Genomic DNA, 21,258 nt, shown 5'->3' on the forward strand with positions numbered 1-21,258 from the left:
GCTTAAAAGTGTGGGTTACACCCGGTCACGCTTTATTTTAAGCTTACACCTGTACTCTGAAATTATTCTCAGCTAGGCTATTCGTGCTCAAACTGCTGGCCTGGCCCGCTCTGTGTAACAGAGGTCGAGTGGACTCAACTATTATTCAGGCCCTTTCAGGGTATGGAGAGAAGGCTTCATGACGGAAAAAGTTATATCAGAACAAGGCTATTCACTGGCTGAAGAGGTGGCGAACAGCATCAGCCACGGCATTGGTTTACTGTTAGGCATTATCGGACTGGTACTGCTGCTGACGCAGGCCACAGAGGCAAAGGCTGGCACCCTGGCTATCGTCAGCTACAGTCTGTACGGCGGCAGTATTATTCTGCTCTATCTGGCTTCCACGCTCTATCACGCCATCCCAAACCCGCGTGCGAAATTCTGGCTTAAGAGGCTGGATCACTGCGCTATCTATATTTTGATTGCCGGTACCTACACCCCTTTTCTGCTGGTGGGGTTGCAGTCACCGCTGGCACACGGATTGATGGTGGTGATCTGGAGTCTGGCACTGATTGGCGTGATCTTTAAGCTGGCATTTATTCATCGCTTTGAGGCGCTCTCCGTCATCACCTATTTACTGATGGGCTGGCTCTCACTGATTGTGGTGTATCAACTGGCGATGAAACTCTCACCGGGCGGGATCTGGTTGCTGGCAGCGGGAGGAGTAACCTATTCGCTGGGGGTGATTTTCTATGTGATGAAGCGCATCCCCTATAACCACGCCATCTGGCATGGGTTTGTACTGGGCGGCAGCCTGTGCCATTTTCTGGCGATCTATCTCTATGTGATGTGAAAACAGGAGCCGGAAGGCTCCTGTTCTGTTTACTCGCTCAGCGAGTAAGGTAACGGCTGAATAGTCAGTTTGCCGCCCTCATCTCCCTGCACACGCAGTTCCGTATCCGGCTCCAGATCGTTGTTTAACACCGCCTGAACCCAGACTTCACCATTGTCTAACTGACAGGCTGAAAGAATGGTGCCGGTACGGCGCCAGTTTTCTCCCAGTTTCATTTCCAGCGAGTCATTGGCCGCGGGGACGCGTCCGGCGCTGCCTGCAAGCCAGTAAAGCGCGCGCTTATTGGCACCGCGGAATTTAGCGCGGGCAACCATCTCCTGGCCGGTATAACAGCCTTTTTTAAAGCTGATAGCGTCCAGCGCCTGTAGATTAGTGGCCTGAGGAATAAACTGGGCGCTGGTAACAGCGTCAATTACCGGCAAGCCTGCTTCGATATTCAACGCCAGCCACTGGGTGCTGTCATTTAACTGCGCTTCGCCTTCCAGGCTCTGGCGCAGGCTTTGCGCCTGTTCGCGGCTGGTCACCAGCAGGAAACGTTCTGCCGGCGTGCCAAACCATAAAAGGGTGCTGTCGCCCTGCTGCACCACCGGGTTTTCGGCATCCGGCAGCGCTGTAAAGAAGCCGCTGAGCGCAGCGCGGGCCTGAAAACCGGCGACGCCCAGCAGCACGGCTTCTTCATCCGCTTCGATAGTGACTTTGGCAAAGACGGCATATTTTTTCAGCTCGCTGATCTGGTTGTCGCGCAGGCTGCGGCGCTCCAGATAGGCCAGGCCTTCCCCACGGTGAAAGAGACGCAGATTACTCCACATTTTGCCTTTGGCATCACAATGGGCAGCAGGGAGATGGCCATTCTCCGCCAGCGCGGCGACGTCCAGCGTCACCTGACCCTGCAAATAGCTGATGTGGTCAGCGCCAGTCACATTAACCAGCGCCCACTCTTCCAGAGAGATAAGCGTAAGCGGCAGGCGTGAGGCCGCCGTAGGGTGACGAGGGGGGAAAGAGAGTGTTGGCATGCATCCATCCTGAATAGAGGAACTATATGCTTCATGTTAAAAGAGCCACCTGGCTTTGCAACCTGTTTCCGGAAAATGCGGCACAAATCGCTTGATAACCCTGCAACAAAAGTGGACGCGTTTGAAGACAGCCCGCAACCTCAGCACGGCGTCATCAACAAGCGAACAAAAAAGCGCTACACTAGCCGCAATGTGTGACTCACTGACGATGGATAAAATGGATATTAATAACAAAGCACGGGTTCACTGGGCGTGCCGCCGAGGCATGCTGGAACTGGATATCGCCATCATGCCGTTCTTCAAGTATGAGTATGATTCCCTGACCGACCAGGAGAAACAGCAGTTTATCCGCCTGCTGGAAAGCCCGGATCCGGACCTCTTTAACTGGCTGATGAATCATGGCGAGCCGGATGACGCTGAGCTGAAGCAGATAGTGACCTTGATTCAACAGCGAAATCAGCAACGTGGCCCTGTGGCACTCTGACCTGCGGGTCTCCTGGCTTGCTCAATGGGTTTCTCTGCTGCTGCATGGCACCGCAATCCTTGCACTGCTGCTGGCGCCCTGGCCTGCACGTCTGACCTTAGTGTGGATGCTGTTGCTGACGTTGGTGGTGTTTGAATGCGTACGCAGTCAGCGCCGGATCCGTGGCCGGGAAGGAGAGATCGCGCTGCTGGAGGCTGGTCAGCTTCAGTGGCGACAGAAGCGGTGGCAGATCTGCGGCCGTCCCTGGATGAGCCGACAGGCTATGCTGCTGGCGTTGCGCTCAGCGGCGGGCGAGAAAGAGAAGCTGTGGCTCTGTCGGGACAGCATGGATGAAGAAGAGTGGCGCCTGCTGCGTCAGCATCTGCTGCCCGAGAGTTAAAACCGCCATTCAAGGATGGCAACGGGCATCATAAGCAGTATCGGCCACACCACCCGGCATGGCGATAGTGGTGCAGCAACTCAGCATTACCGAAAAGCCGCTACGCTGGCGCGGTTGGCTCTATAGCCTGCGCGGCAAAAGCTTCTCTCTTTGCAGCCTTTGGACTACAGCGCGTCGGCCATTTCGGTGAGGATCTGCTCACACCACTGGGCGATGCGCTCATCGGTGGCCTCAAACTGATTGATATCATCCAGCGCCAGGCCGACAAAATGGCTGCCATCCGGCGTCAGCGGCTTGCGGCTGGTGAACTCATACCCCTGATTGGGCCAGTAGCCGACAAACTTCACGCCGGAAGGGGCCAGTACCTCATGCAGCATACCCAGCGCGTCTAAAAACCATTCGCTGTATTCGCCCTGGTCACCCATGCCGTAGAGCGCGACAATTTTGCCCTCCAGGTTCAGGCCAGGCAGCTCGGTCCAGATCGCTTCCCAGTCCTCCTGTAGTTCGCCGAAATCCCAGGTCGGAATGCCGAGGATCAGCATGTCATACTGCTCCATCAGCTGGGGCGAATCATCTTTCAGGTTGTGCAGCGTAACGAGATCGTCGCCGATAAAATCGCGGATTTTCTCTGCTGCCATTTCGGTGTAGCAGGTGCTGGAACCATAAAAAAGCCCGATATTCATATCCGATAACTCAATTTACTTGGTGCAATGGCGCGGATTATATCAGAATTGAGCCTCAGCGGCGTAATGCGGCAGCCGCAGCGAGCAAAAGGGGATGACGTGCAGGACAACGATCTGATTGAGCAATTTCTTGATGCCTTGTGGATAGAGCGCAATCTGGCCGAAAATACTGTGGCTTCTTATCGCCTGGATTTGATGTCACTGGCGGGGTGGTTAGCGCACAATGCGACAAATTTGTTGCGCGTGGATGCGGTCGATCTACAGGCTTTTCTGGCAGAAAGGATCGAGGGCGGTTATAAGGCCACCAGTTCTGCCCGGCTGCTGAGCGCCATGCGTCGGCTGTTTCAGTACCTCTACCGTGAAAAGCTTCGCGAAGACGATCCCAGCGCGCTGCTCGCTTCGCCAAAGCTGCCCCAGCGTCTGCCGAAAGATCTCAGTGAGGCTCAGATAGACCGCCTGCTACAGGCACCCAGCACTGAAGAGCCTCTTGAGCTGCGGGACAAGGCGATGCTGGAGCTGCTTTATGCCACCGGACTGCGCGTTACCGAGCTGGTCAGCCTGACGTTAAACAATGTCAGCCTGCGCCAGGGCGTGGTGCGGGTGATTGGTAAAGGGGATAAAGAGCGCCTGGTGCCGCTGGGAGAAGAAGCGGTACACTGGCTGGAGCACTATCTGGAGTATGGCCGCCCCTGGCTGCTGAACGGTCAGACGCTGGATATCCTGTTTCCCAGCAGTCGCGCCCGGCAGATGACCAGGCAAACTTTCTGGCATCGCATCAAACATTACGCCACACTGGCAGGGATCGACAGTGAGAAGCTTTCGCCGCACGTGTTGCGCCACGCTTTCGCCACCCATTTACTGAATCATGGGGCCGATTTGCGTGTCGTACAGATGCTCTTAGGGCACAGCGATCTCTCCACCACCCAGATTTATACGCATGTCGCCACCGAGCGGCTGCGTCAGTTACATCAACAGCATCATCCTCGCGCCTGAAGCGGGGAGAGAGAAAAAGGCTAAGGATAACCCGATGAAAAAGCATTACCTGTTACTGACTTTGCTGATGACCGCCGTCAGCGGCCTTGCGCATGCGGATGACGCGGCGATCCAGCAATCACTGAAAAAATTGGGTTTACAGCAGACTGAGATCCAACCTTCGCCTCTGCCCGGAATGAAAACCGTGCTGACAGAGAGCGGCGTGCTGTATGTCACTGAAGATGGCAAACAGTTTATTCAGGGACCGCTGTACGATGTCAGCGGTGGCCAGCCGGTCAATGTCACCAACAAACTGCTTGAGAAGAAAGTGGAAGCGTTAAGCAGCGAGATGATCGTGTACAAAGCGCCAAAAGAGCAGCATGTGATCACCGTGTTCACCGACATCACCTGTGGCTACTGCCGCAAGCTGCACTCTCAAATGGCTGACTATAACGCGCTGGGCATCACCGTGCGTTACCTTGCCTTCCCGCGTGAAGGCATGAATGGTCAGGTTGCGAAAAACATGGAATCCGTCTGGTGCGCCGCAGACCCTAAAAAAGCGTTCAGCACCGCCATGAACGGCGGGGAAGTGTCGCCCATCGACTGCAAAATCGACCTTTCACAACATTACAAGCTGGGCATCCTTTACGGCATTCAGGGCACGCCAGCCATGCTGCTGCAAAACGGGATGATGATCCCAGGTTACCAGGGGCCGCAGGAGATGAAACAGCTGCTGGATAGCCAGAAAGCGGGTGGTCAGGGCTAGTGAAGAGCCAAACTGAACTCCGCCGTCGTGTGGCGGTGGAAGGGGCTAAGCTCCCCGATGAACTCCATCCGTTGCTGCGTCGTCTCTATCAGCATCGTGGGGTTCTGCATGCCAGTGAACTGGAGCGCGGGGCGAAAAACCTGCATCCTTTTCACTCTCTGTCGGGCATTGAGTTAGCGGCTGAGATCCTGCAAAAAGCCATTGCGGATAACCTCTGCATCATGATTGTGGGGGACTTTGACGCCGACGGCGCGACCAGTACCGCGCTGGCCGTTCTCGCGCTGCGCAGCATGGGCGGACGCAACGTCAAATATCTGGTGCCTAACCGTTTTGATGATGGCTATGGCCTGAGTCCTGAAGTGGTTGAGCAGGCCGCCGCCAGGGGCGCGCAGCTGATTGTTACCGTGGATAACGGCATCTCTTCCCATGCTGGCGTGACGCTGGCGCACGAGAAGGGCATTGCCGTGGTGGTTACCGATCACCACCTTCCCGGCGAAACGCTGCCGGATGCGGAAGCGATCGTCAATCCCAATCTGGCCGACTCCACTTTCCCTTCACGCTCGCTGGCAGGGGTGGGTGTGGCGTTCTATCTGATGCTGGCGCTGCGCGCGCGGCTGCGCGACAGCGGGGCAGAAGTGTTGCCTAACCTGGCGGAACTGCTGGATCTGGTGGCGCTGGGTACGGTGGCGGATGTGGTGCCGCTGGATGCCAATAACCGTATTCTGGTCTGGCAGGGGCTGAGCCGTATTCGTGCCGGAAAATGCCGTGCCGGCATTAAAGCGCTGCTGGAAATTGCTAACCGCGATCCCCGTCAGCTGGCGGCCAGTGATTTAGGCTTTGCGCTTGGCCCACGGCTGAATGCGGCGGGCAGGCTGGACGATATGTCTGTTGGCGTGGCGCTGCTGCTGAGCGAAGACATTGCTCAGGCCCGTATGCTGGCGAGTGAGCTGGACGCGCTGAACCAGACCCGTAAAGAGATTGAGCAGGGCATGCAGCGGGAAGCGCTGGCGCTGTGTGACGCGCTGGAGCGCAGCAGCGAAGCGTTGCCGCTGGGTATTGCGATGTACCATCCCGAGTGGCACCAGGGCGTGGTGGGCATCCTGGCCTCCCGTTTGAAAGAGCGTTTTCACCGTCCGGTCATCGCTTTCGCACCGGCGGGCGACGGTACGCTGAAAGGCTCCGGGCGCTCTGTCGCCGGGCTGCATATGCGTGATGCGCTGGAGCGGCTGGATACGCTCCACCCCGGCTTGATTATTAAATTTGGCGGCCACGCCATGGCAGCGGGTCTGTCGCTGGAAGAGGCGAAATTTGCCGAGTTCCGCCAGCACTTTGGCGATCTGGTGGGTGAATGGCTGGACAAAGAAGCGCTACAGGGCGTGGTTTGGTCAGACGGCGAGCTGATGGCTCGGGAACTAACGCTGCCAACGGCGGAACTGCTGCGTGAGGCCGGTCCCTGGGGCCAGGCTTTCCCGGAACCGCAGTTTGACGGCAAATTTAAGCTTATCCAGCAGCGGCTGGTAGGCGAGCGCCATCTGAAAGTGATGATCGAACCTCTGGGCGGCGGCCCGCTGCTGGATGGCATCGCCTTCAACGTGGATACTGCGCTCTGGCCAGACCCCAGCGTGAAGCAGGTTGAACTGGCTTATAAGCTCGACATCAATGAGTTTCGCGGCAACCGCAGCGTCCAGCTGATTATTGAAAAGCTCTGGCCGCTGTAGGCCTGGCTTATCCCTGCTCTTTGAACGAAATCCGCCTTTGCGCCGCCTGCTTCCGGTCAGTGGCCTGCTGAGGCGGTTTCTTACTCCCTGAGACGCAAATTGCCTCCTCTTCAGCGCTACAATCCGTCGGCAAATTCGGTTAAACTGCTCAGTTACATTCATGTCCTAAAAGATTCTTATCATGTTTGAAATTAATCCGGTAAAGAACCGAATTCAGGATCTCTCTGAGCGCAGTAGCGTTCTCAGGGGGTATCTTTGACTACGATGCCAAGAAAGAACGCTTAGAAGAAGTTAACGCCGAGCTGGAACAGCCGGACGTATGGAACGAGCCTGAACGCGCCCAGGCGCTGGGCAAAGAGCGCTCCTCGCTGGAAGCGATCGTCGAAACGCTGGATCAGATGGAGCAGGGGCTGGAAGATGTCTCTGGCCTGCTTGAGCTGGCCGTTGAAGCTGACGATGAAGAGACCTTCAACGAAGCGATCGCCGAACTCGACCTGCTGGACAAAAAGCTGGGTGAGCTGGAGTTCCGCCGCATGTTCTCCGGGGAGTATGACAGCGCCGACTGCTATATCGACATTCAGGCCGGTTCCGGCGGCACCGAAGCCCAGGACTGGGCGGGCATGCTGGTACGCATGTACCTGCGCTGGGCAGAAGCGAAAGGCTTTAAAACGGAAATCATTGAAGAGTCCGAAGGCGAAGTGGCTGGCACCAAATCCGCCACGCTGCGCATCATGGGCGATTATGCGTTTGGCTGGCTGCGCACCGAAACCGGCGTTCACCGCCTGGTACGTAAAAGTCCGTTTGACTCCGGTGGCCGCCGTCATACTTCCTTCAGTTCCGCGTTTGTTTACCCGGAAGTGGACGACGATATTGATATCGAAATCAATCCGGCGGATCTGCGTATTGACGTTTACCGTGCTTCGGGCGCGGGTGGTCAGCACGTTAACCGGACCGAGTCGGCGGTGCGTATTACCCACATTCCCACCAATACCGTGACTCAGTGCCAGAACGATCGCTCTCAGCATAAAAACAAAGACCAGGCGATGAAGCAGATGAAGGCGAAGCTGTACGAGCTGGAAATGCAGAAGAAAAATGCTGAGAAACAGTCGCTGGAAGATAACAAATCCGATATCGGCTGGGGAAGCCAGATCCGCTCCTATGTGCTGGATGACTCCCGTATCAAAGATTTGCGTACCGGTGTAGAGACCCGTAACACCCAGGCGGTGCTGGATGGCGATCTGGACCGTTTTATTGAAGCCAGCTTGAAAGCCGGTCTATAAGGAACTGACATGTCTGAACAACAACCGCAGAGCGCTGATGTCGCACTTGAGCTTAACAATGAACTGAAAGCACGTCGCGAGAAGCTCAGCGCGCTGCGCGAAAATGGCGTGGCGTTCCCTAACGATTTCCGTCGTGACAGTATTTCAGAGCAGCTGCATGCTGAGTTTGATGCAAAAGAGAACGAAGAGCTTGAATCTCTGGGCGTGGAAGTAAGCGTAGCCGGTCGTATGATGACCCGCCGCATCATGGGTAAAGCCTCATTCGTGACCTTGCAGGACGTCGGTGGCCGCATCCAGCTCTACGTTTCCCGCGACGATCTGGCGGAAGGGATCTACAACGAGCAGTTCAAAAAGTGGGACCTTGGCGATATCGTCGGCGCTCGCGGCAAACTGTTCAAAACCAAAACCGGTGAGCTTTCTGTCCACTGTAACGAGCTGCGTCTGCTGACCAAAGCCCTGCGCCCGTTGCCGGACAAGTTCCACGGTCTTGCAGACCAGGAGACGCGTTACCGTCAGCGTTATCTGGACCTGATCGCTAACGAAGAGTCGCGTAAAACCTTCAGAATTCGCTCACAAATCATGGCAGGTATCCGCAGCTTTATGGTGGGTCGCGAGTTTATGGAAGTGGAAACGCCGATGATGCAGGTGATCCCTGGCGGTGCGTCTGCTCGTCCGTTTATCACTCACCACAATGCGCTCGATATTGATATGTACCTGCGTATTGCGCCGGAACTCTATCTGAAGCGTCTGGTAGTGGGCGGTTTCGATCGCGTCTTCGAAATCAACCGTAACTTCCGTAACGAAGGTATCTCGCCACGTCATAACCCAGAGTTCACCATGATGGAACTCTATATGGCGTATGCGGACTACCGCGATCTGATTGAACTCACTGAAAGCCTGTTCCGCACGTTGGCGCAGGATGTGCTGGGCACCACCGTAGTCCCTTACGGCGAACAGGAGTTTGATTTCGGCAAGCCGTTTGAAAAGCTGACGATGAAAGAAGCGATTCTGAAATACCGTCCGGAAACCAATCTGGCCGATCTCGACGATTTTGACAAAGCCGCCGCCATTGCGCAGTCGCTGGGCATTAAAATTGAGAAGAGCTGGGGTCTGGGCCGTATCGTGACGGAAATCTTCGAAGAGACCGCTGAAAGCCATCTGATCCAGCCGACCTTTATTACCGAATACCCGGCGGAAGTTTCTCCGTTGGCGCGTCGTAACGACGATAATCCGGAAATCACCGACCGCTTCGAATTCTTTATCGGCGGCCGCGAAATCGGTAACGGCTTCTCCGAGCTGAACGATGCGCAGGATCAGGCTGAGCGTTTCCTGCAACAGGTGAATGCGAAGGATGCCGGGGACGACGAAGCGATGTTCTACGACGAAGACTACGTGACCGCGCTGGAGCATGGCCTGCCGCCAACGGCGGGTCTGGGTATCGGGATTGACCGTATGGTGATGCTGTTTACTAACAGCCACACCATTCGTGATGTGATCCTCTTCCCGGCATTGCGTCCGACCGGTAAGTAAGTTTGCTGCAATAAGCGTTGTAAGGGGCGAAGCGATTCGCCCCTTTTCTACATCATGCCCCACATAAAAAACACCCCTAAGGCTACTGATTAAAAAATTGTGTAAATTCTGCCTGGCCCTCTCTGGTCAGAACGTTATATCCGTTTATTGATATCAATATTTTAAAGCAGCCTTAAATTATTTTTCTGCCCGGCGTCCCCATCCGGTAATATAAAAGTCATGCAGGTTTATAGTATATGCAATGTATTTTTTATATTATTGCCTGAGTGCTACCGTTCAGCAGGAAAAGGTAATATCATCCTCCAGTCCCGGCATAATGAGTTAAGAGCATCCACCTGTTTTATCAGGCTATGTCTGAATTTTTTTACAGGTATCATTATGCTTAAAGCTTACTGTTCTGACTGGAATTAAATCAGCGGCCCCTGTCTGTCTTAAATCTTTAGAGATTAACTAACGGGTCGCACCAGGTGGAGTTCAATGCCGAGGCGCACAGCATGCCTTGCATTTGTTACCCCCAGTTTTTTGACAATATTGGACATATGAAATTTAACGGTAGTGGTTTTAATTCCCAAAATAGTTCCGGTTTCGGAGTAGGTTTTCCCAACGCTGGCCCAGTAAAGGATTTCGTTTTCACGCGTGGTAAATATGTTTTCATTAACGATGTGTGATGCATTCTTTTGGGCAAGAGAAATAAGTGCCAGATACTCTTCATGGACTGACGCGAGTAACAGGTCTAAAGTGCCTTTATGCAGGTTAATAGAGCGCTCTGTTTCTTCTCTTTTATCAGGGTTAATAATAAAACTCAGGGTGACCAGGTTCTTTTTATAATCATGTAAAACAAAAGTGTAGCCGTAAATTTTCGTCTTTTCAAAAATACTCAAGAATAACGATTGGTCAGCGAGGGCTATTTTTTCATTCCATGAAAAGGGGGTCAGACGATTCAATGCGGTAATAACAACCGGGTCGGTAAAGTGCAGGTTATTCTCCTGGTAATGCTCAACCCATTTAGCCGGATAATTTGTTGCATGTGAAGAAATTGACATATTGTTTTTTGAAAGCACAACATAGGCCCAGGTAAAATCACCTAACTCATTTAACTTAGTTTCAAGATGTTTTTTAATAACGCTATTAACATAACTTTCGTTTTCCATAACGGCTAGTTTCCCAGTGAGTCAGCGTATTTTTCGGCGCGGCGACAATCAGTAACGGGAATTATTCTAAACCCCCGAAGCCAGCCAGCAACAAACGAATAACCGGTATCTCTTTTCAAAGGTAAAAAATACTGCTTTAAGCCTAACGATGCAATCCATTGCTCTCCGGGTAACATCTCAGGCTGTGCTACGCCGCGCAATTACGCTCAGAATACCTTATTTTTCCATGACAGCGGATGAGCACCTCCGTTAAGGTGGTGAGTGCTGCAAACCGCAGCTTCAAGCATTAAGGATTGCCATGAAATCAACACCACGTCCGGACTGTATACGTCACTGGCAGGAGCTGGAACAGCCTGATAACGAGCATTACACCGGTAGCGATGAGCTGATGGCGATAGGTGCGCCGCTGGCCAGAACGCTGGGTCTGACCCGGCTTGGCATTCATCATATCCGGCTGTTGCCCGGCCGTCGGACCTCCTACCCGCATGCTGAAAGTGCTGAAGAAGAGTTTGTATTTGTAGTGGAAGGGACGCCGGATGCATGGATTAACGGTGAGCTTTACCCCCTTAAAGCAGGTGACTCGGTGGGCTTTCCCGCAGGAACCGGCCTCTGCCATACGTTTATCAATAACAGCAGTGAAGAAGCTCGATTAATAGTGGTAGGGGAAGCCAATAAAGCGGAAAACCAGATTCATTATCCCCTTAATCCTGTTTATGAAGCCACCAGGGAAGACCGCTGGGAAAATCCCCCTGAGCAGCAGTTTGGTGACCATAACGGCCTGCCGGATAAACTGAATAAAAATGCGGGCTAGCAGAGAGTAAAGGTGCGGGGAAAGAAGTGCACAATCAGGATTTGACAGCCTCATCCAGCCAGGCTTTGAATCGGGCATAGGGCACGTACAAAGAGACATCTTTATAGAGCAATTTGCCCGATTTCAGATCGTTGATGCGGTTTGAGTAACCCACTATAACGCCGCCAATTGAATCATCGGAAGCGTTATAGACCGCGCCGCCGGACATGCCTTTTACCACGCCCGCATCAGATGCCACCACTACGCAGCTCACCTTATTCCAGTCGTTCTTCAACCCGGTGTTCACCAGATTGGTACCGCTGGATGCCACTGGCATCGCGGAGATAAAACTGTAGCCATAAAGGTTGATCTTATCGCCGATAAGGCCGTTGCGGAAATGGGGCGGCGCGACGTTGCCGTTCTTGTGGTAAACCACGGCCAGGTCACATTCAGGATGGTAAGATTTAACGCGATAGAGAGAAAACTTTGCTACGTGTGCGGCGGTCAGGCTGTAGTCAGGCGTGAGCGGAATAGTGGTGCCGAGCGTGCCCACGCCAAGCACGGTAGGAATACCCGTGACCGTCATATCTACGCGCTTTTCCGCTTCTTTGCTGTACTCATATTTTCCCACTGAACAGCCGCCCACAAACAGGGCAAGCAGGCAGATAGCACGTCGCATCGCTACTCCTCGGTAATGAATTGCTTAAGTACAGCACCAGAAAACGCCTCTTAATCTCTTGTATCTTATCGGCACCTTAAGGCAAATCTTTAATGCTTTTGCATAAACCCACGGCCCGGAGATTCTCAGGCATCCCTTTTAGCGCTGAGCAATGCCGCTCCCTGTTAAGGGCGAGCCTTGAGAAAGTATGATGTTATGGGCTTCTGAAGCAAATTTTAGTGGCGAAAGATTGCGTAAAAAAGGCAGCGTGCTCTTTTCCTGAGCGAATTGACGGGATTTTATTCGCAGAATTTCCCCTTTCTCTGACTATTGCCTGCCAGGCAATAGTCCTTTGATGCTCAGGCTGTTTCCGCCTGAGGAGAGCTGTGCTTTAATTGCTGATGTGATCTGGATCAAATTTTAATTTCCCTTCAGCACCGCAGAACGCCTGTTGCGCTGTCTTTCTATTTTGTCGACCTGTCTGGAGAGTCTGACATGCCTGTCTCTTTACTGGCGCTGGCGCTGAGTGCTTTTGCTATCGGCACCACGGAATTTGTTATTATGGGTTTGCTGCCGGAGGTCGCGGGGGATTTGCAGGTCTCTATTCCCTCTGCGGGCTGGCTGATCAGCGGTTATGCGCTGGGCGTGGCGATTGGTGCGCCAATCATGGCGCTGCTGACGGCAAAACTGCCGCGTAAACGCACGCTGATGCTGCTGATGGTGATTTTCATTATCGGCAACGTGCTCTGCGCGCTGGCTTACAGCTACAACCTGCTGATGGCCGCCCGCGTTATTACGGCGCTTTGTCACGGCGCTTTCTTTGGCATCGGTGCCGTGGTGGCAGCCAGCCTGGTTGCACCGGGCAAACAGGCTTCAGCGGTGGCGCTGATGTTCACCGGCCTGACGTTGGCTAACGTGCTGGGCGTCCCGCTCGGCACCTGGTTTGGTCAGCTGTTTGGCTGGCGCGCCACCTTCTGGGGCGTCTCTGTGATTGGCATCCTGGCGTTTATCTCGCTGATTGTCAGCCTGCCGACCAATCGGGATGAGAAGCCGGTTCATCTGGCCAGTGAGATCAACGCGCTGGCCAACGGCAAGCTGTGGCTGTCGCTGCTGATGACCGTCTTCTTTGCTGCGGCGATGTTTGCCCTGTTCAGCTACATTGCGCCACTGCTGTTGCAGGTCACGGGGATCAGCGACAAAGGGGTAAGCTGGACGCTGTTCCTGATTGGCGGCGGCCTGACGGCAGGCAATATCCTGGGGGGCAAACTGGCGGACAGAAAATTGTCGCTCAGCCTGATCCTCAGCTTTTCGCTTATTGCGGTTTTCTCTCTGATCTTCAGCTGGACCAGCCATGCGCTGTGGCTGGCGGAACTCACGCTGTTCCTGTGGGCGATGGCGACCTTTGCCACCGTGCCTGGCCTACAGATTAACGTGGTTCGCCACGGCAAAGAGGCGCCGAATCTGGTCTCTACGCTGAATATCTCGGCGTTTAACGTGGGCAACGCCTTTGGTGCCTGGGCTGGCGGCGCGGTGATTGGCAGCGGTTATGGCCTTACTGCTGTACCGGTAGTCGCGGCCTTACTGGCGGCGGGCGGGTTGGTAATCTGTCTGATCACCTTCCGGCCTTCCCGTGGTCAGGCGCAGCCCGCTAACGCTTAACGCAACAGCGCATCAAGACGCTGGTTAACCAGGCTGATATCGGCGTGCAAATGTGCGCAGAAAGCCTCAACCAGCGCGGAAGAAGGGCGGTGCCGTGGCCGGACAAGGCTGACCGTAAAAGGCACCGCAATGCTGAACCGCCTGATGGCGACTCCGCTGCCAGCATAATCCAGGGCTGTCAGCGGGTTCACTATCGACACCCCAACTCCCGCCCTTACCATTGAACATACCGATGCCGCGCTGTGCGTTTCCAGCACCATTCTGCGCTGAACTCCCTGCTCCTGAAACAGCGTATCCAGCAGCTGACGATAGCTGTCGTTGCGTGACAGGCTAATGTAGTCCTGTCCGGCGAAATCGTCCGGGCTGAGGCACGCTTTTGCCGCCAGCGGATGATCTTCAGGCAGAACGCAGACTTCATTGCCGGTAAACAGCTCAGTGCGCCCGGTGCCGGCAGGCGTCTGGCTGGTTTCCGTCAGCCCCAGATCGTAACGCTGAGCAGAGAGCCACTCTTCCAGCAGCGGGGATTCCTGCGAAATAATATTCAGGCTGACCTCGGGATAACGCTGCAAAAACGGCTGGCAAAAAAGCGGCAGCAGCGACTGTGAGAACACCGGCAGGCAGGCCACGGAGAGTTCGCCCTGGCGAAACTGCCGCAGCCCCTCTGCGGCGCTGATAATTCTGTCCAGCCCATACCAGGAACGCTGTACCTCTTCGAAAAGACGCAGCCCCTGTACGGTAGGTTGCAGGCGGCCGCGAACCCGGTCGAACAACTTCAGCCCCACCAGCTTCTCAAAGCGGGCAAGCTCGCGGCTTACCGTAGGTTGTGAGGTATGTAACAGCGCAGCGGCCTCTGTGAGGTTACCGGTAGTAACCACAGCATGGAAAATTTCGATATGTCGCAGCGTAATGCCCGCCATATTCAGCTCCCGCAGAACAGGTAAACCCATATCATGGATGAATAGACTCTGTTAAAACAGATATTTTTCATGCTGCTCTGCTTGTGGCGTAATAAGCCGATATTCTTCAGGAGACTCCTTATGCCACGCTTACTCAACAATCCCGACACCGCGCTGACCCGTGATAATCTTCTGCCGCTGGTTCAGCACTATGGCGGGCCTGTCTGGGCTTACGATGCCAGCATCATCGCCGGGCGCATCGCACAGCTCCAGCAGTTTGACGTGGTGCGTTTTGCGCAGAAAGCCTGCTCGAATATTCATATTCTGCGCCTGATGCATGCTGCGGGCGTCAAAGTGGACTCGGTCTCTTTAGGTGAAATTGAGCGTGCGCTGGTGGCCGGTTTTCAGCCGGGCGGCGATGAAATTGTCTTTACGGCCGATGTTATTGATGAGCCTACGCTGGCGCGTCTGGTTGAGCTGAAGATCCCGGTAAATGCCGGTTCGGTAGACATGCTTAATCAGCTGGGGGAAGTATCTGCCGGGCATCCGGTCTGGCTGCGCGTTAACCCCGGCTTTGGGCACGGACACAGCCAGAAAACCAATACCGGTGGCGAAAACAGCAAGCATGGCATCTGGTACAGCGATTTACCGCTGGCGCTGGCGGCACTCCAGCGCCACGGGCTGAAGCTGGTTGGCATTCATATGCATATTGGTTCAGGCGTGGATTATGGCCATTTGCAGCAGGTCTGTGAGGCGATGGTCAGTCAGGTGATCAGCTTCGGTCAGGATCTGGAAGCGATATCGGCGGGCGGCGGGTTGTCGGTTCCCTATCGCTTTGGCGAAGAGGCGATCGATACCGGGCACTATTTCGGCTTGTGGAACGCCGCGCGTGAGCGGGTGGCGCAGCACCTGGGCCATGCGGTGAAGTTAGAGATTGAGCCAGGGCGTTTCCTGGTGGCAGAGTCTGGCGTGCTGGTCTCCAAAGTGCGGGCGGTGAAGCAGATGGGCAGCCGTCACTTCGTGCTGGTGGATGCAGGCTTTAACGATCTGATGCGTCCGGCAATGTACGGCAGTTATCACCATATTTCGGCAATGGCAGGCGATGGCCGCGAGCTGGACGAGCAGCATACCCTTGAGAGCGTAGTGGCCGGGCCGCTGTGTGAATCGGGCGATGTCTTTACCCAGCTGGAAGGGGGGAAAGTGGAAACCCGTGCGCTGCCGGCGGTAAAACCGGGTGATTACCTGGTATTCCATGATACCGGCGCTTACGGTGCCTCGATGTCATCGAACTACAACAGCCGCCCGCTGCTGCCGGAAGTGCTGTTTGAAGACGGTAAGCCGCGCCAGATCCGCCGTCCGCAGACCATCCAGGAGCTGCTGGCGCTGGAGCAGTAAGAGCCTTTATCACTCTGTGATCCGGGCTGGCTTTTTACCCTCTCATTAAGCCAGCCCTTGATCACAAGGCGATCTTTACCCAAATAATTCTTTTCTCAGCAGCACGATCTCTTCCGCCAGATCGCGGCACAGCATCGCCGTCATCAGGTGATCCTGCGCATGCACCAGGATCAGCGTCACCGGCACTTTGCCACACCCTTCATCGGCCCCAATCAATTCAGTCTGGATCTTATGTGCCTCTTTAGAGGCTTCCAGCGAAGCTGCCAGCGCTTGTTCCGCCTGTAGCCACTCTCGTTTACGGGCGAACTGAATGGCGCCCATCGCATGAGAGCGGGCTTCCCCCGCGCTGATCAGCAGCGTCATCATGGTTTGTTCAAAATCCATTACAGCCTCCGTTATTGGTATGCCAAATAATAAGTATTCATCCTATCGGAATACCAATATCCACTTCTGGGAGACTTATCACAGAAAATAAGGTGATTTTCGCTACTTTTGGTATGCCACGAGCAGGGATATTCATCAGGCCACAAAAATACTGGAATGCCTTATCACTTACCTCTGAGGGTATTACGCATGTCTCTACAGGATCGGCTTATTGACTCTTTGGGTAGTTTTGCTACCCAATTCAACAGCTACCGCTACATCATGGCGATTAAAGCGTCCTTTATCACGCTGATGCCGGTGATTATCGTGGGCGCCTTCTCCGTACTGATTTCAAATATGGTGCTGGACAGTAAAAATGGCCTTGCCGGCTTCGCGGCGCTCTCCTTCCTTGCCGAACTGAAGCCGATCACCACCAGCATCAACTATGCAACGCTGAGCTTTCTTAACATCGGCGCGGTATTCCTGATCGGCATTGAGCTGGGCAAAATCAACGGCATCAAAACGCTGTTTCCCGGCCTGTTAGCCATTATCTGTTTTATTGCCGTTACGCCAACCACGCTCACCATGCTGGTTGACGGGCAGATGCAGCTGGTAACCGATGTGCTGGCCAAGCAGTTTTCCGATACCAAAAGCCTGTTCCTGGGCATGTTTATCGCCATTCTTTCGGTGGAGATCTACTGCCGGCTGGAGAATGTCGATCGGCTGAAAATTAAAATGCCCGATACCGTTCCGCCTAACGTTGCCGCTTCTTTCTCCGCACTGATCCCGGCGATCATTACCGTCTCTGCTATCGCCACCTTTGGCTTTGTCTTCCACCGTTTTACCGGCATGTACCTCTATGATGCGGTCTACAAAGTGGTGCAGGAGCCGCTGGAGTCTGTGGTGCAAAGCCTGTGGGGCATTCTGCTGCTGATGTTTGTCGCGCAGCTGTTCTGGGTGATTGGCATCCACGGTAATCAGATGGTTAAGCCCATTCGTGAGCCGCTGCTGCTGGGAGCCATTCTGGTCAATATGAATGCTTTCGAGCAGGGCAAAGAGGCGCCTAATATCATCACCATGCCTTTCTGGGATGTCTATATGAGCATTGGGGGATCGGGCCTGACTATCGGCCTGCTCAGCGCGGTTATGCTGGCGACAAAACGCAAAGAGATGCGCGAGATCGCCAAACTCTCCTTCGGCCCCGGCCTGTTCAATATCAACGAACCGGTGATTTTCGGCATGCCGATCATGCTCAACCCGATTCTGGCGATCCCCTTTATCATCACCCCGCTGATCACTGGTTCAATTGGCTACTTTGCCACGGTAATGGGCTTTGCCGATAAGGCGGTGGTGATGGTGCCCTGGACTACGCCGCCCCTTATCAACGCCTGGCTTTCAACCGCAGGTTCGATGGGCGCGGTGGTGACGCAGATTATCTGCATCCTGGTTTCGATTCTGATTTACCTGCCGTTTGTGAAAATCGCCGCACGGCGGGCAGAGGCGGCAGAAGCCAAAGCGCTACAGCCCGAGCTGGTGCAAAATTAAGGAGCCACAATGAGCAAGGTGACTATCGCTATCCCGCAGGATTTTATCCTCGGTGCCGCCGCATCAGCCTGGCAAACCGAAGGCTGGAGCGGAAAAAAGGAGGGGCAGGATTCATGGCCCGACGCCTGGTACAAAAACGATCGCCACGTCTGGCATAACGGCTACGGACCAGCAGTAGCAACGGATTTTATTAACCGTTATCAGGAGGATGTGGCGCTGATGAAGGCCGCCGGGCTGACGCACTACCGTACCTCCATTAACTGGTCACGGTTTTTAACTGATTATGAAAACGTGGTGGTGGATGAGGAGTACGCGAGCTATTACGACGCGCTGATCGCTGAAATGCATGCTCAGGGCATTGAGCTGATGCTCTGCCTGGAGCATTACGAACTCCCCGCCGTGCTGCTGGAACGTTATGGTGGGTGGGGTTCAAAGTATGTCGTTGAGCTTTATCTGCGCTATGCGGAAAAAGTGTTTGCACGCTATGCAGATAAAGTTACCCGCTGGTTTACCTTTAACGAGCCTGTGGTGGTGCAAACAAGGGTTTATCTGGATGCGCTGCGCTGGCCTTATGAACAGAACACCGCAACATGGATGCAGTGGAGCCACCATAAAAATCTTGCCACTGCCAAAGTCGTGAAACTGTTTCGTGAACAAGGCTATTCCGGCACGGTAGGCACCATTCTGAATCCTGAAGTGACTTATCCCCGTTCCAGCGCACCCCACGACGTGCAGGCGGCAGAGCGGTACGATCTCTTCTACAACCGGCTGTTTCTTGATCCCGCCATCAAAGGGGAATATCCCGCAGAGCTGCTGGCGCTGCTTGAGAAGCACCAGGTCCACTGGGAATACAGTGAAGAAGAATTGCAAATCATTGCCCGCTACCGGGTGGATGAGGTGGGCATTAATCTTTACTACCCACATCGGGTAAAGGCGCCGTCCCGCGCCTGGCACCCCGACACGCCTTTCCACCCCGCTTATTACTATGAGCCTTTCGAGCTGCCGGGGCGGCGAATGAACAAATCGCGCGGATGGGAGATCCAGCCCGGCATCATTTACGACATGGCGATGCGCATCAAAAATGAGTACGGCAACATTCCCTGGTTTGTCGCAGAGAACGGGATGGGAATTGAAGACGAAGCGCAATTTAAAGATGCCAGCGGCGAAATCCAGGACGATTACCGCATCGCTTTCATTGCCGAGCACCTTTACCAGACGTTGAAAGCGCGTGAAGCTGGCGCTAATTGTCAGGGCTATATGCTCTGGGCCTTTACTGACAACGTCTCGCCCATGAACGCCTTTAAAAATCGCTACGGATTGATTGAGATCGATCTGGATAACCAGCGTCAGCGGCGGATGAAAAAGTCAGCCTACTGGTACCGCGAACGGCGTGACAGCCGACAGTTAACCCTCACTCTTGATGATGAAATCAAATAAGGAAACCCCATGAAACGTATAGTACTGGCCTGCGCCGCAGGCATGTCCACGTCGATGGTCGTTACGCGGATGGAAAAAGAGGCGGTAGCACGCGGTCTTGACTATCAGATCTACGCCATCCCTGAGCAAAACCTGCGGGATGAGCTGCAAAACTACGGTAACGAGGTGGTGGTGGTTCTGCTGGGGCCACAGGTTCGCTTCAAGCTGGAAGAGAACCGAAAACTCACCGACAGCTATCAAATTCCGCTGGCGGTGATCGATACGCTGGCTTACGGAACGTTGAATGGAGCAAAAGTACTCGATCAGGCGCTGGCTTTGTTAAACTAGGCTGATTAACTCGCCGACAGGGGTCAGCTTCTGGCTCTGGTCGGGAAGGCGGCATTACGGTCGGCGAGATTATCATTAACGAGCTAAGGGTGAAGACGTGGAAAAGGGCGCGGCTGGTCAAGAGAAAAAGCAGTATCAGGAAATCGGACAGCATCTGCGTCAACAAATTATCGACGGCAATTACCCGGTAGGATCGCGCCTGCCCCCGGAGCGAAATATCGCTGAAACCTGGGGAGTCAGCCGGACTATCGTGCGTGAGGCGCTGTTGATGCTGGAGCTGGAGGGAACGGTAGATATCCGGCAGAGTTCCGGCGTCTACGTTATGCGCATCCCTTCAGAGAGCAGCGACGAGGAAGAAGCTTTTTTCCGTAGCGACGTAGGCCCGTTTGAAATGCTACAGGCGCGCCAGCTGCTGGAGAGCAACATCGCCGCCTTTGCGGCTAAAATGGCCACGAAAGCTGACATTGAAAACCTGAAGCGCATCCTGGAGCAGGAGCAGAAAGCGATAGCGATCAACGATGCAAGTCAGGACAACGACAAGATGTTCCATCTGCTGCTGGCTGGTGCCACACAAAATCAGATGCTGCTCGATACTGTGACCAGCATCTGGCGTCATCATGAAACCAGCCCGCTGTGGCAGCAGTTGCGCAGCCATATTGAAACCCGCAGCTACCGGCTGAAATGGCTTGGCGATCATCAGACCATTCTGGCGGCCCTGCGCCGTCGCGACGTAATGGGTTCCTGGCAGGCGATGTGGCAGCACCTTGAGAACGTCAAAAACTCTTTGCTTGAACTCTCCGATGCAGATGCGCCCGACTTTGACGGTTACCTGTTTGAATCTGTACCGATTTTCCAGGGCAAGCTGGTATGAGTGCGTTTCGTATTGTGCCGCTGAACATGGCCCTTCACCACCTTGAGACGGTGACGGACTGGCTGACCAACGCCTTTGGCGCAGATAACAGCCGACCTTTTTTTGCCACCATACTGCGCGCCAGTCTGAGTGAAGCTGAGTTTCCTCTTACCTGGGTTGCGCTTGAGGGCGACCGGGTGGCGGGGACGGTGGGACTCTGGCGCTGCGATTTGATCAGCCGTCAGGATTTGTTTCCCTGGCTGGCTGCACTATATGTGGATGAAAGCTATCGGGGGCGCGGCCTGAGCGGGAAGCTGCAACAAACAGTGATAGCCGAATGCCAACGGCGCGGCTATCCCGATCTCTATCTCTATTCAGAATGTGCGGAGTATTACGAGCGCTTTGGCTGGCGCTATATCGGCGATGCGCTGGATTACCCGGATAAATCAGTGCGGCTCTATCACCGGCATCTGTGTGCCTGACTGCCCGACCCTCTCCTTGAACGAGCGACTGCCCACCCGTTCCGGGAG

22 protein-coding genes are annotated in these 21,258 nt (G+C 54.5%); 16 read left to right on the forward strand and 6 right to left on the reverse strand.

Annotation, left to right across the window (positions count from 1 at the left end; all coding sequences use genetic code 11):
• Nucleotides 1-178: 178 nt before the first annotated feature.
• The gene (gene trhA / locus AAH450_RS18085) at nt 179-832 is read left to right on the forward strand and encodes a PAQR family membrane homeostasis protein TrhA (protein ID WP_342911454.1); all 654 of its coding nucleotides are present in this window, start codon (nt 179-181) and stop codon (nt 830-832) included.
• A 29-nt stretch (nt 833-861) separates the two neighbouring features.
• Here the strand turns inward: trhA and ygfZ are convergent, their stop codons facing one another.
• Nucleotides 862-1,845, reverse strand: a complete 984-nt coding sequence (gene ygfZ / locus AAH450_RS18090; protein WP_342911455.1) for a tRNA-modifying protein YgfZ — start codon at nt 1,843-1,845, stop codon at nt 862-864.
• A gap of 217 nt (nt 1,846-2,062) precedes the next feature.
• Between ygfZ and sdhE the strand changes: the two genes are divergently transcribed.
• Nucleotides 2,063-2,329: an FAD assembly factor SdhE gene (gene sdhE, locus AAH450_RS18095; protein WP_342911456.1), complete on the forward strand. Its 267-nt coding sequence runs from the start codon at nt 2,063-2,065 to the stop codon at nt 2,327-2,329.
• Complete coding sequence (locus AAH450_RS18100; protein ID WP_342911457.1) at nt 2,310-2,708, forward strand: protein YgfX; 399 nt, start codon at nt 2,310-2,312, stop codon at nt 2,706-2,708. Before sdhE ends, AAH450_RS18100 begins: the two co-directional genes overlap by 20 nt.
• Before the next feature lie 164 nt (nt 2,709-2,872).
• Here AAH450_RS18100 and fldB read toward each other — a convergent pair whose 3' ends face one another.
• Nucleotides 2,873-3,391, reverse strand: coding sequence for a flavodoxin FldB (gene fldB / locus AAH450_RS18105; protein ID WP_342911458.1), 519 nt, complete (start codon nt 3,389-3,391; stop codon nt 2,873-2,875).
• 66 nt (nt 3,392-3,457) lie between these two features.
• Here fldB and xerD point away from each other — a divergent pair, with 66 nt between their 5' ends.
• The 5 genes from xerD (at nt 3,458) to lysS (ending at nt 9,657) form a co-directional block, all read left to right on the forward strand.
• Nucleotides 3,458-4,384: a site-specific tyrosine recombinase XerD gene (gene xerD / locus AAH450_RS18110; RefSeq protein WP_342911556.1), complete on the forward strand. Its 927-nt coding sequence runs from the start codon at nt 3,458-3,460 to the stop codon at nt 4,382-4,384.
• Between the two features lie 34 nt (nt 4,385-4,418).
• On the forward strand, nt 4,419-5,129 hold the full coding sequence (dsbC, locus tag AAH450_RS18115; RefSeq protein ID WP_342911459.1) for a bifunctional protein-disulfide isomerase/oxidoreductase DsbC: 711 nt from the start codon (nt 4,419-4,421) through the stop codon (nt 5,127-5,129).
• Nucleotides 5,129-6,847 (forward strand): single-stranded-DNA-specific exonuclease RecJ, encoded by a 1,719-nt coding sequence (recJ, locus tag AAH450_RS18120; RefSeq protein WP_342911460.1) that lies wholly within the window; start codon nt 5,129-5,131, stop codon nt 6,845-6,847. The genes dsbC and recJ overlap by 1 nt, the downstream gene beginning before the upstream one ends.
• Nucleotides 6,848-7,028: 181 nt before the next feature.
• A protein-coding gene (prfB, locus tag AAH450_RS18125; RefSeq protein ID WP_342911461.1) for a peptide chain release factor 2 occupies nt 7,029-8,127 on the forward strand; the annotation gives its coding sequence in 2 pieces (ribosomal slippage) (nt 7,029-7,103 and nt 7,105-8,127; 1,098 coding nt in all).
• 9 nt (nt 8,128-8,136) lie between these two features.
• Complete coding sequence (gene lysS, locus AAH450_RS18130) at nt 8,137-9,657, forward strand: lysine--tRNA ligase (protein WP_342911462.1); 1,521 nt, start codon at nt 8,137-8,139, stop codon at nt 9,655-9,657.
• 446 nt (nt 9,658-10,103) lie between these two features.
• Here lysS and AAH450_RS18135 read toward each other — a convergent pair whose 3' ends face one another.
• Entirely contained in the window at nt 10,104-10,808 is a 705-nt protein-coding gene (locus AAH450_RS18135) for a LuxR family transcriptional regulator (RefSeq protein WP_342911463.1), read from the reverse strand.
• Between the two features lie 298 nt (nt 10,809-11,106).
• On the opposite strand from AAH450_RS18135, the gene AAH450_RS18140 reads away from it, so the two are divergent.
• A complete protein-coding gene (locus AAH450_RS18140; protein WP_342911464.1) occupies nt 11,107-11,619 on the forward strand; it encodes a cupin domain-containing protein in 513 nt (170 codons plus the stop codon).
• Between the two features lie 34 nt (nt 11,620-11,653).
• Here the strand turns inward: AAH450_RS18140 and AAH450_RS18145 are convergent, their stop codons facing one another.
• On the reverse strand, nt 11,654-12,277 hold the full coding sequence (locus AAH450_RS18145; RefSeq protein ID WP_342911465.1) for a serine protease: 624 nt from the start codon (nt 12,275-12,277) through the stop codon (nt 11,654-11,656).
• A gap of 474 nt (nt 12,278-12,751) precedes the next feature.
• On the opposite strand from AAH450_RS18145, the gene AAH450_RS18150 reads away from it, so the two are divergent.
• Nucleotides 12,752-13,915 (forward strand): MFS transporter, encoded by a 1,164-nt coding sequence (locus tag AAH450_RS18150; protein WP_342911466.1) that lies wholly within the window; start codon nt 12,752-12,754, stop codon nt 13,913-13,915.
• Here AAH450_RS18150 and AAH450_RS18155 read toward each other — a convergent pair.
• Nucleotides 13,912-14,832: a LysR family transcriptional regulator gene (locus AAH450_RS18155; RefSeq protein ID WP_342911467.1), complete on the reverse strand. Its 921-nt coding sequence runs from the start codon at nt 14,830-14,832 to the stop codon at nt 13,912-13,914. The two genes, AAH450_RS18150 and AAH450_RS18155, sit on opposite strands and share 4 nt — an antisense overlap.
• A 120-nt stretch (nt 14,833-14,952) precedes the next feature.
• On the opposite strand from AAH450_RS18155, the gene lysA reads away from it, so the two are divergent.
• On the forward strand, nt 14,953-16,206 hold the full coding sequence (gene lysA / locus AAH450_RS18160; RefSeq protein ID WP_342911468.1) for a diaminopimelate decarboxylase: 1,254 nt from the start codon (nt 14,953-14,955) through the stop codon (nt 16,204-16,206).
• Between the two features lie 75 nt (nt 16,207-16,281).
• Here lysA and AAH450_RS18165 read toward each other — a convergent pair whose 3' ends face one another.
• A complete protein-coding gene (locus tag AAH450_RS18165) occupies nt 16,282-16,590 on the reverse strand; it encodes a PTS lactose/cellobiose transporter subunit IIA (RefSeq protein WP_342911469.1) in 309 nt (102 codons plus the stop codon).
• Nucleotides 16,591-16,779: 189 nt separating this feature from the next.
• On the opposite strand from AAH450_RS18165, the gene AAH450_RS18170 reads away from it, so the two are divergent.
• From AAH450_RS18170 to AAH450_RS18190, 5 genes are all read left to right on the forward strand, one after another.
• Complete coding sequence (locus tag AAH450_RS18170) at nt 16,780-18,114, forward strand: PTS sugar transporter subunit IIC (protein WP_342911470.1); 1,335 nt, start codon at nt 16,780-16,782, stop codon at nt 18,112-18,114.
• Nucleotides 18,115-18,123: 9 nt separating this feature from the next.
• Entirely contained in the window at nt 18,124-19,551 is a 1,428-nt protein-coding gene (locus AAH450_RS18175) for a glycoside hydrolase family 1 protein (RefSeq protein ID WP_342911471.1), read from the forward strand.
• Nucleotides 19,552-19,560: 9 nt separating this feature from the next.
• Nucleotides 19,561-19,878 carry a PTS sugar transporter subunit IIB gene (locus AAH450_RS18180; protein WP_318789650.1) on the forward strand — a complete coding sequence of 106 codons (318 nt, stop codon included), beginning with the start codon at nt 19,561-19,563 and terminating at the stop codon, nt 19,876-19,878.
• Between the two features lie 97 nt (nt 19,879-19,975).
• Entirely contained in the window at nt 19,976-20,749 is a 774-nt protein-coding gene (locus AAH450_RS18185; RefSeq protein ID WP_306210821.1) for an FCD domain-containing protein, read from the forward strand.
• Nucleotides 20,746-21,210: a GNAT family N-acetyltransferase gene (locus AAH450_RS18190; RefSeq protein WP_342911472.1), complete on the forward strand. Its 465-nt coding sequence runs from the start codon at nt 20,746-20,748 to the stop codon at nt 21,208-21,210. The genes AAH450_RS18185 and AAH450_RS18190 overlap by 4 nt, the downstream gene beginning before the upstream one ends.
• Nucleotides 21,211-21,258: the final 48 nt, after the last annotated feature.

The sequence above is a fragment of the Erwinia magellanica genome (assembly GCF_039023495.1).
Taxonomy (GTDB): Bacteria; Pseudomonadota; Gammaproteobacteria; order Enterobacterales; family Enterobacteriaceae; genus Erwinia.

What these genes read in the sequence shown, in the direction of transcription:
- trhA (WP_342911454.1), top strand. Translation starts at nt 179, where the DNA reads ATGACGGAAAAAGTTATATCAGAACAAGGCTATTCACTGGCTGAAGAG.
- ygfZ (WP_342911455.1), bottom strand. Translation starts at nt 1,845, where the DNA reads ATGCCAACACTCTCTTTCCCCCCTCGTCACCCTACGGCGGCCTCACGC.
- sdhE (WP_342911456.1), top strand. Translation starts at nt 2,063, where the DNA reads ATGGATATTAATAACAAAGCACGGGTTCACTGGGCGTGCCGCCGAGGC.
- fldB (WP_342911458.1), bottom strand. Translation starts at nt 3,391, where the DNA reads ATGAATATCGGGCTTTTTTATGGTTCCAGCACCTGCTACACCGAAATG.
- xerD (WP_342911556.1), top strand. Translation starts at nt 3,458, where the DNA reads ATGCGGCAGCCGCAGCGAGCAAAAGGGGATGACGTGCAGGACAACGAT.
- dsbC (WP_342911459.1), top strand. Translation starts at nt 4,419, where the DNA reads ATGAAAAAGCATTACCTGTTACTGACTTTGCTGATGACCGCCGTCAGC.
- lysS (WP_342911462.1), top strand. Translation starts at nt 8,137, where the DNA reads ATGTCTGAACAACAACCGCAGAGCGCTGATGTCGCACTTGAGCTTAAC.
- AAH450_RS18135 (WP_342911463.1), bottom strand. Translation starts at nt 10,808, where the DNA reads ATGGAAAACGAAAGTTATGTTAATAGCGTTATTAAAAAACATCTTGAA.
- AAH450_RS18140 (WP_342911464.1), top strand. Translation starts at nt 11,107, where the DNA reads ATGAAATCAACACCACGTCCGGACTGTATACGTCACTGGCAGGAGCTG.
- AAH450_RS18145 (WP_342911465.1), bottom strand. Translation starts at nt 12,277, where the DNA reads ATGCGACGTGCTATCTGCCTGCTTGCCCTGTTTGTGGGCGGCTGTTCA.
- AAH450_RS18150 (WP_342911466.1), top strand. Translation starts at nt 12,752, where the DNA reads ATGCCTGTCTCTTTACTGGCGCTGGCGCTGAGTGCTTTTGCTATCGGC.
- AAH450_RS18155 (WP_342911467.1), bottom strand. Translation starts at nt 14,832, where the DNA reads ATGGCGGGCATTACGCTGCGACATATCGAAATTTTCCATGCTGTGGTT.
- lysA (WP_342911468.1), top strand. Translation starts at nt 14,953, where the DNA reads ATGCCACGCTTACTCAACAATCCCGACACCGCGCTGACCCGTGATAAT.
- AAH450_RS18165 (WP_342911469.1), bottom strand. Translation starts at nt 16,590, where the DNA reads ATGGATTTTGAACAAACCATGATGACGCTGCTGATCAGCGCGGGGGAA.
- AAH450_RS18170 (WP_342911470.1), top strand. Translation starts at nt 16,780, where the DNA reads ATGTCTCTACAGGATCGGCTTATTGACTCTTTGGGTAGTTTTGCTACC.
- AAH450_RS18175 (WP_342911471.1), top strand. Translation starts at nt 18,124, where the DNA reads ATGAGCAAGGTGACTATCGCTATCCCGCAGGATTTTATCCTCGGTGCC.
- AAH450_RS18180 (WP_318789650.1), top strand. Translation starts at nt 19,561, where the DNA reads ATGAAACGTATAGTACTGGCCTGCGCCGCAGGCATGTCCACGTCGATG.
- AAH450_RS18190 (WP_342911472.1), top strand. Translation starts at nt 20,746, where the DNA reads ATGAGTGCGTTTCGTATTGTGCCGCTGAACATGGCCCTTCACCACCTT.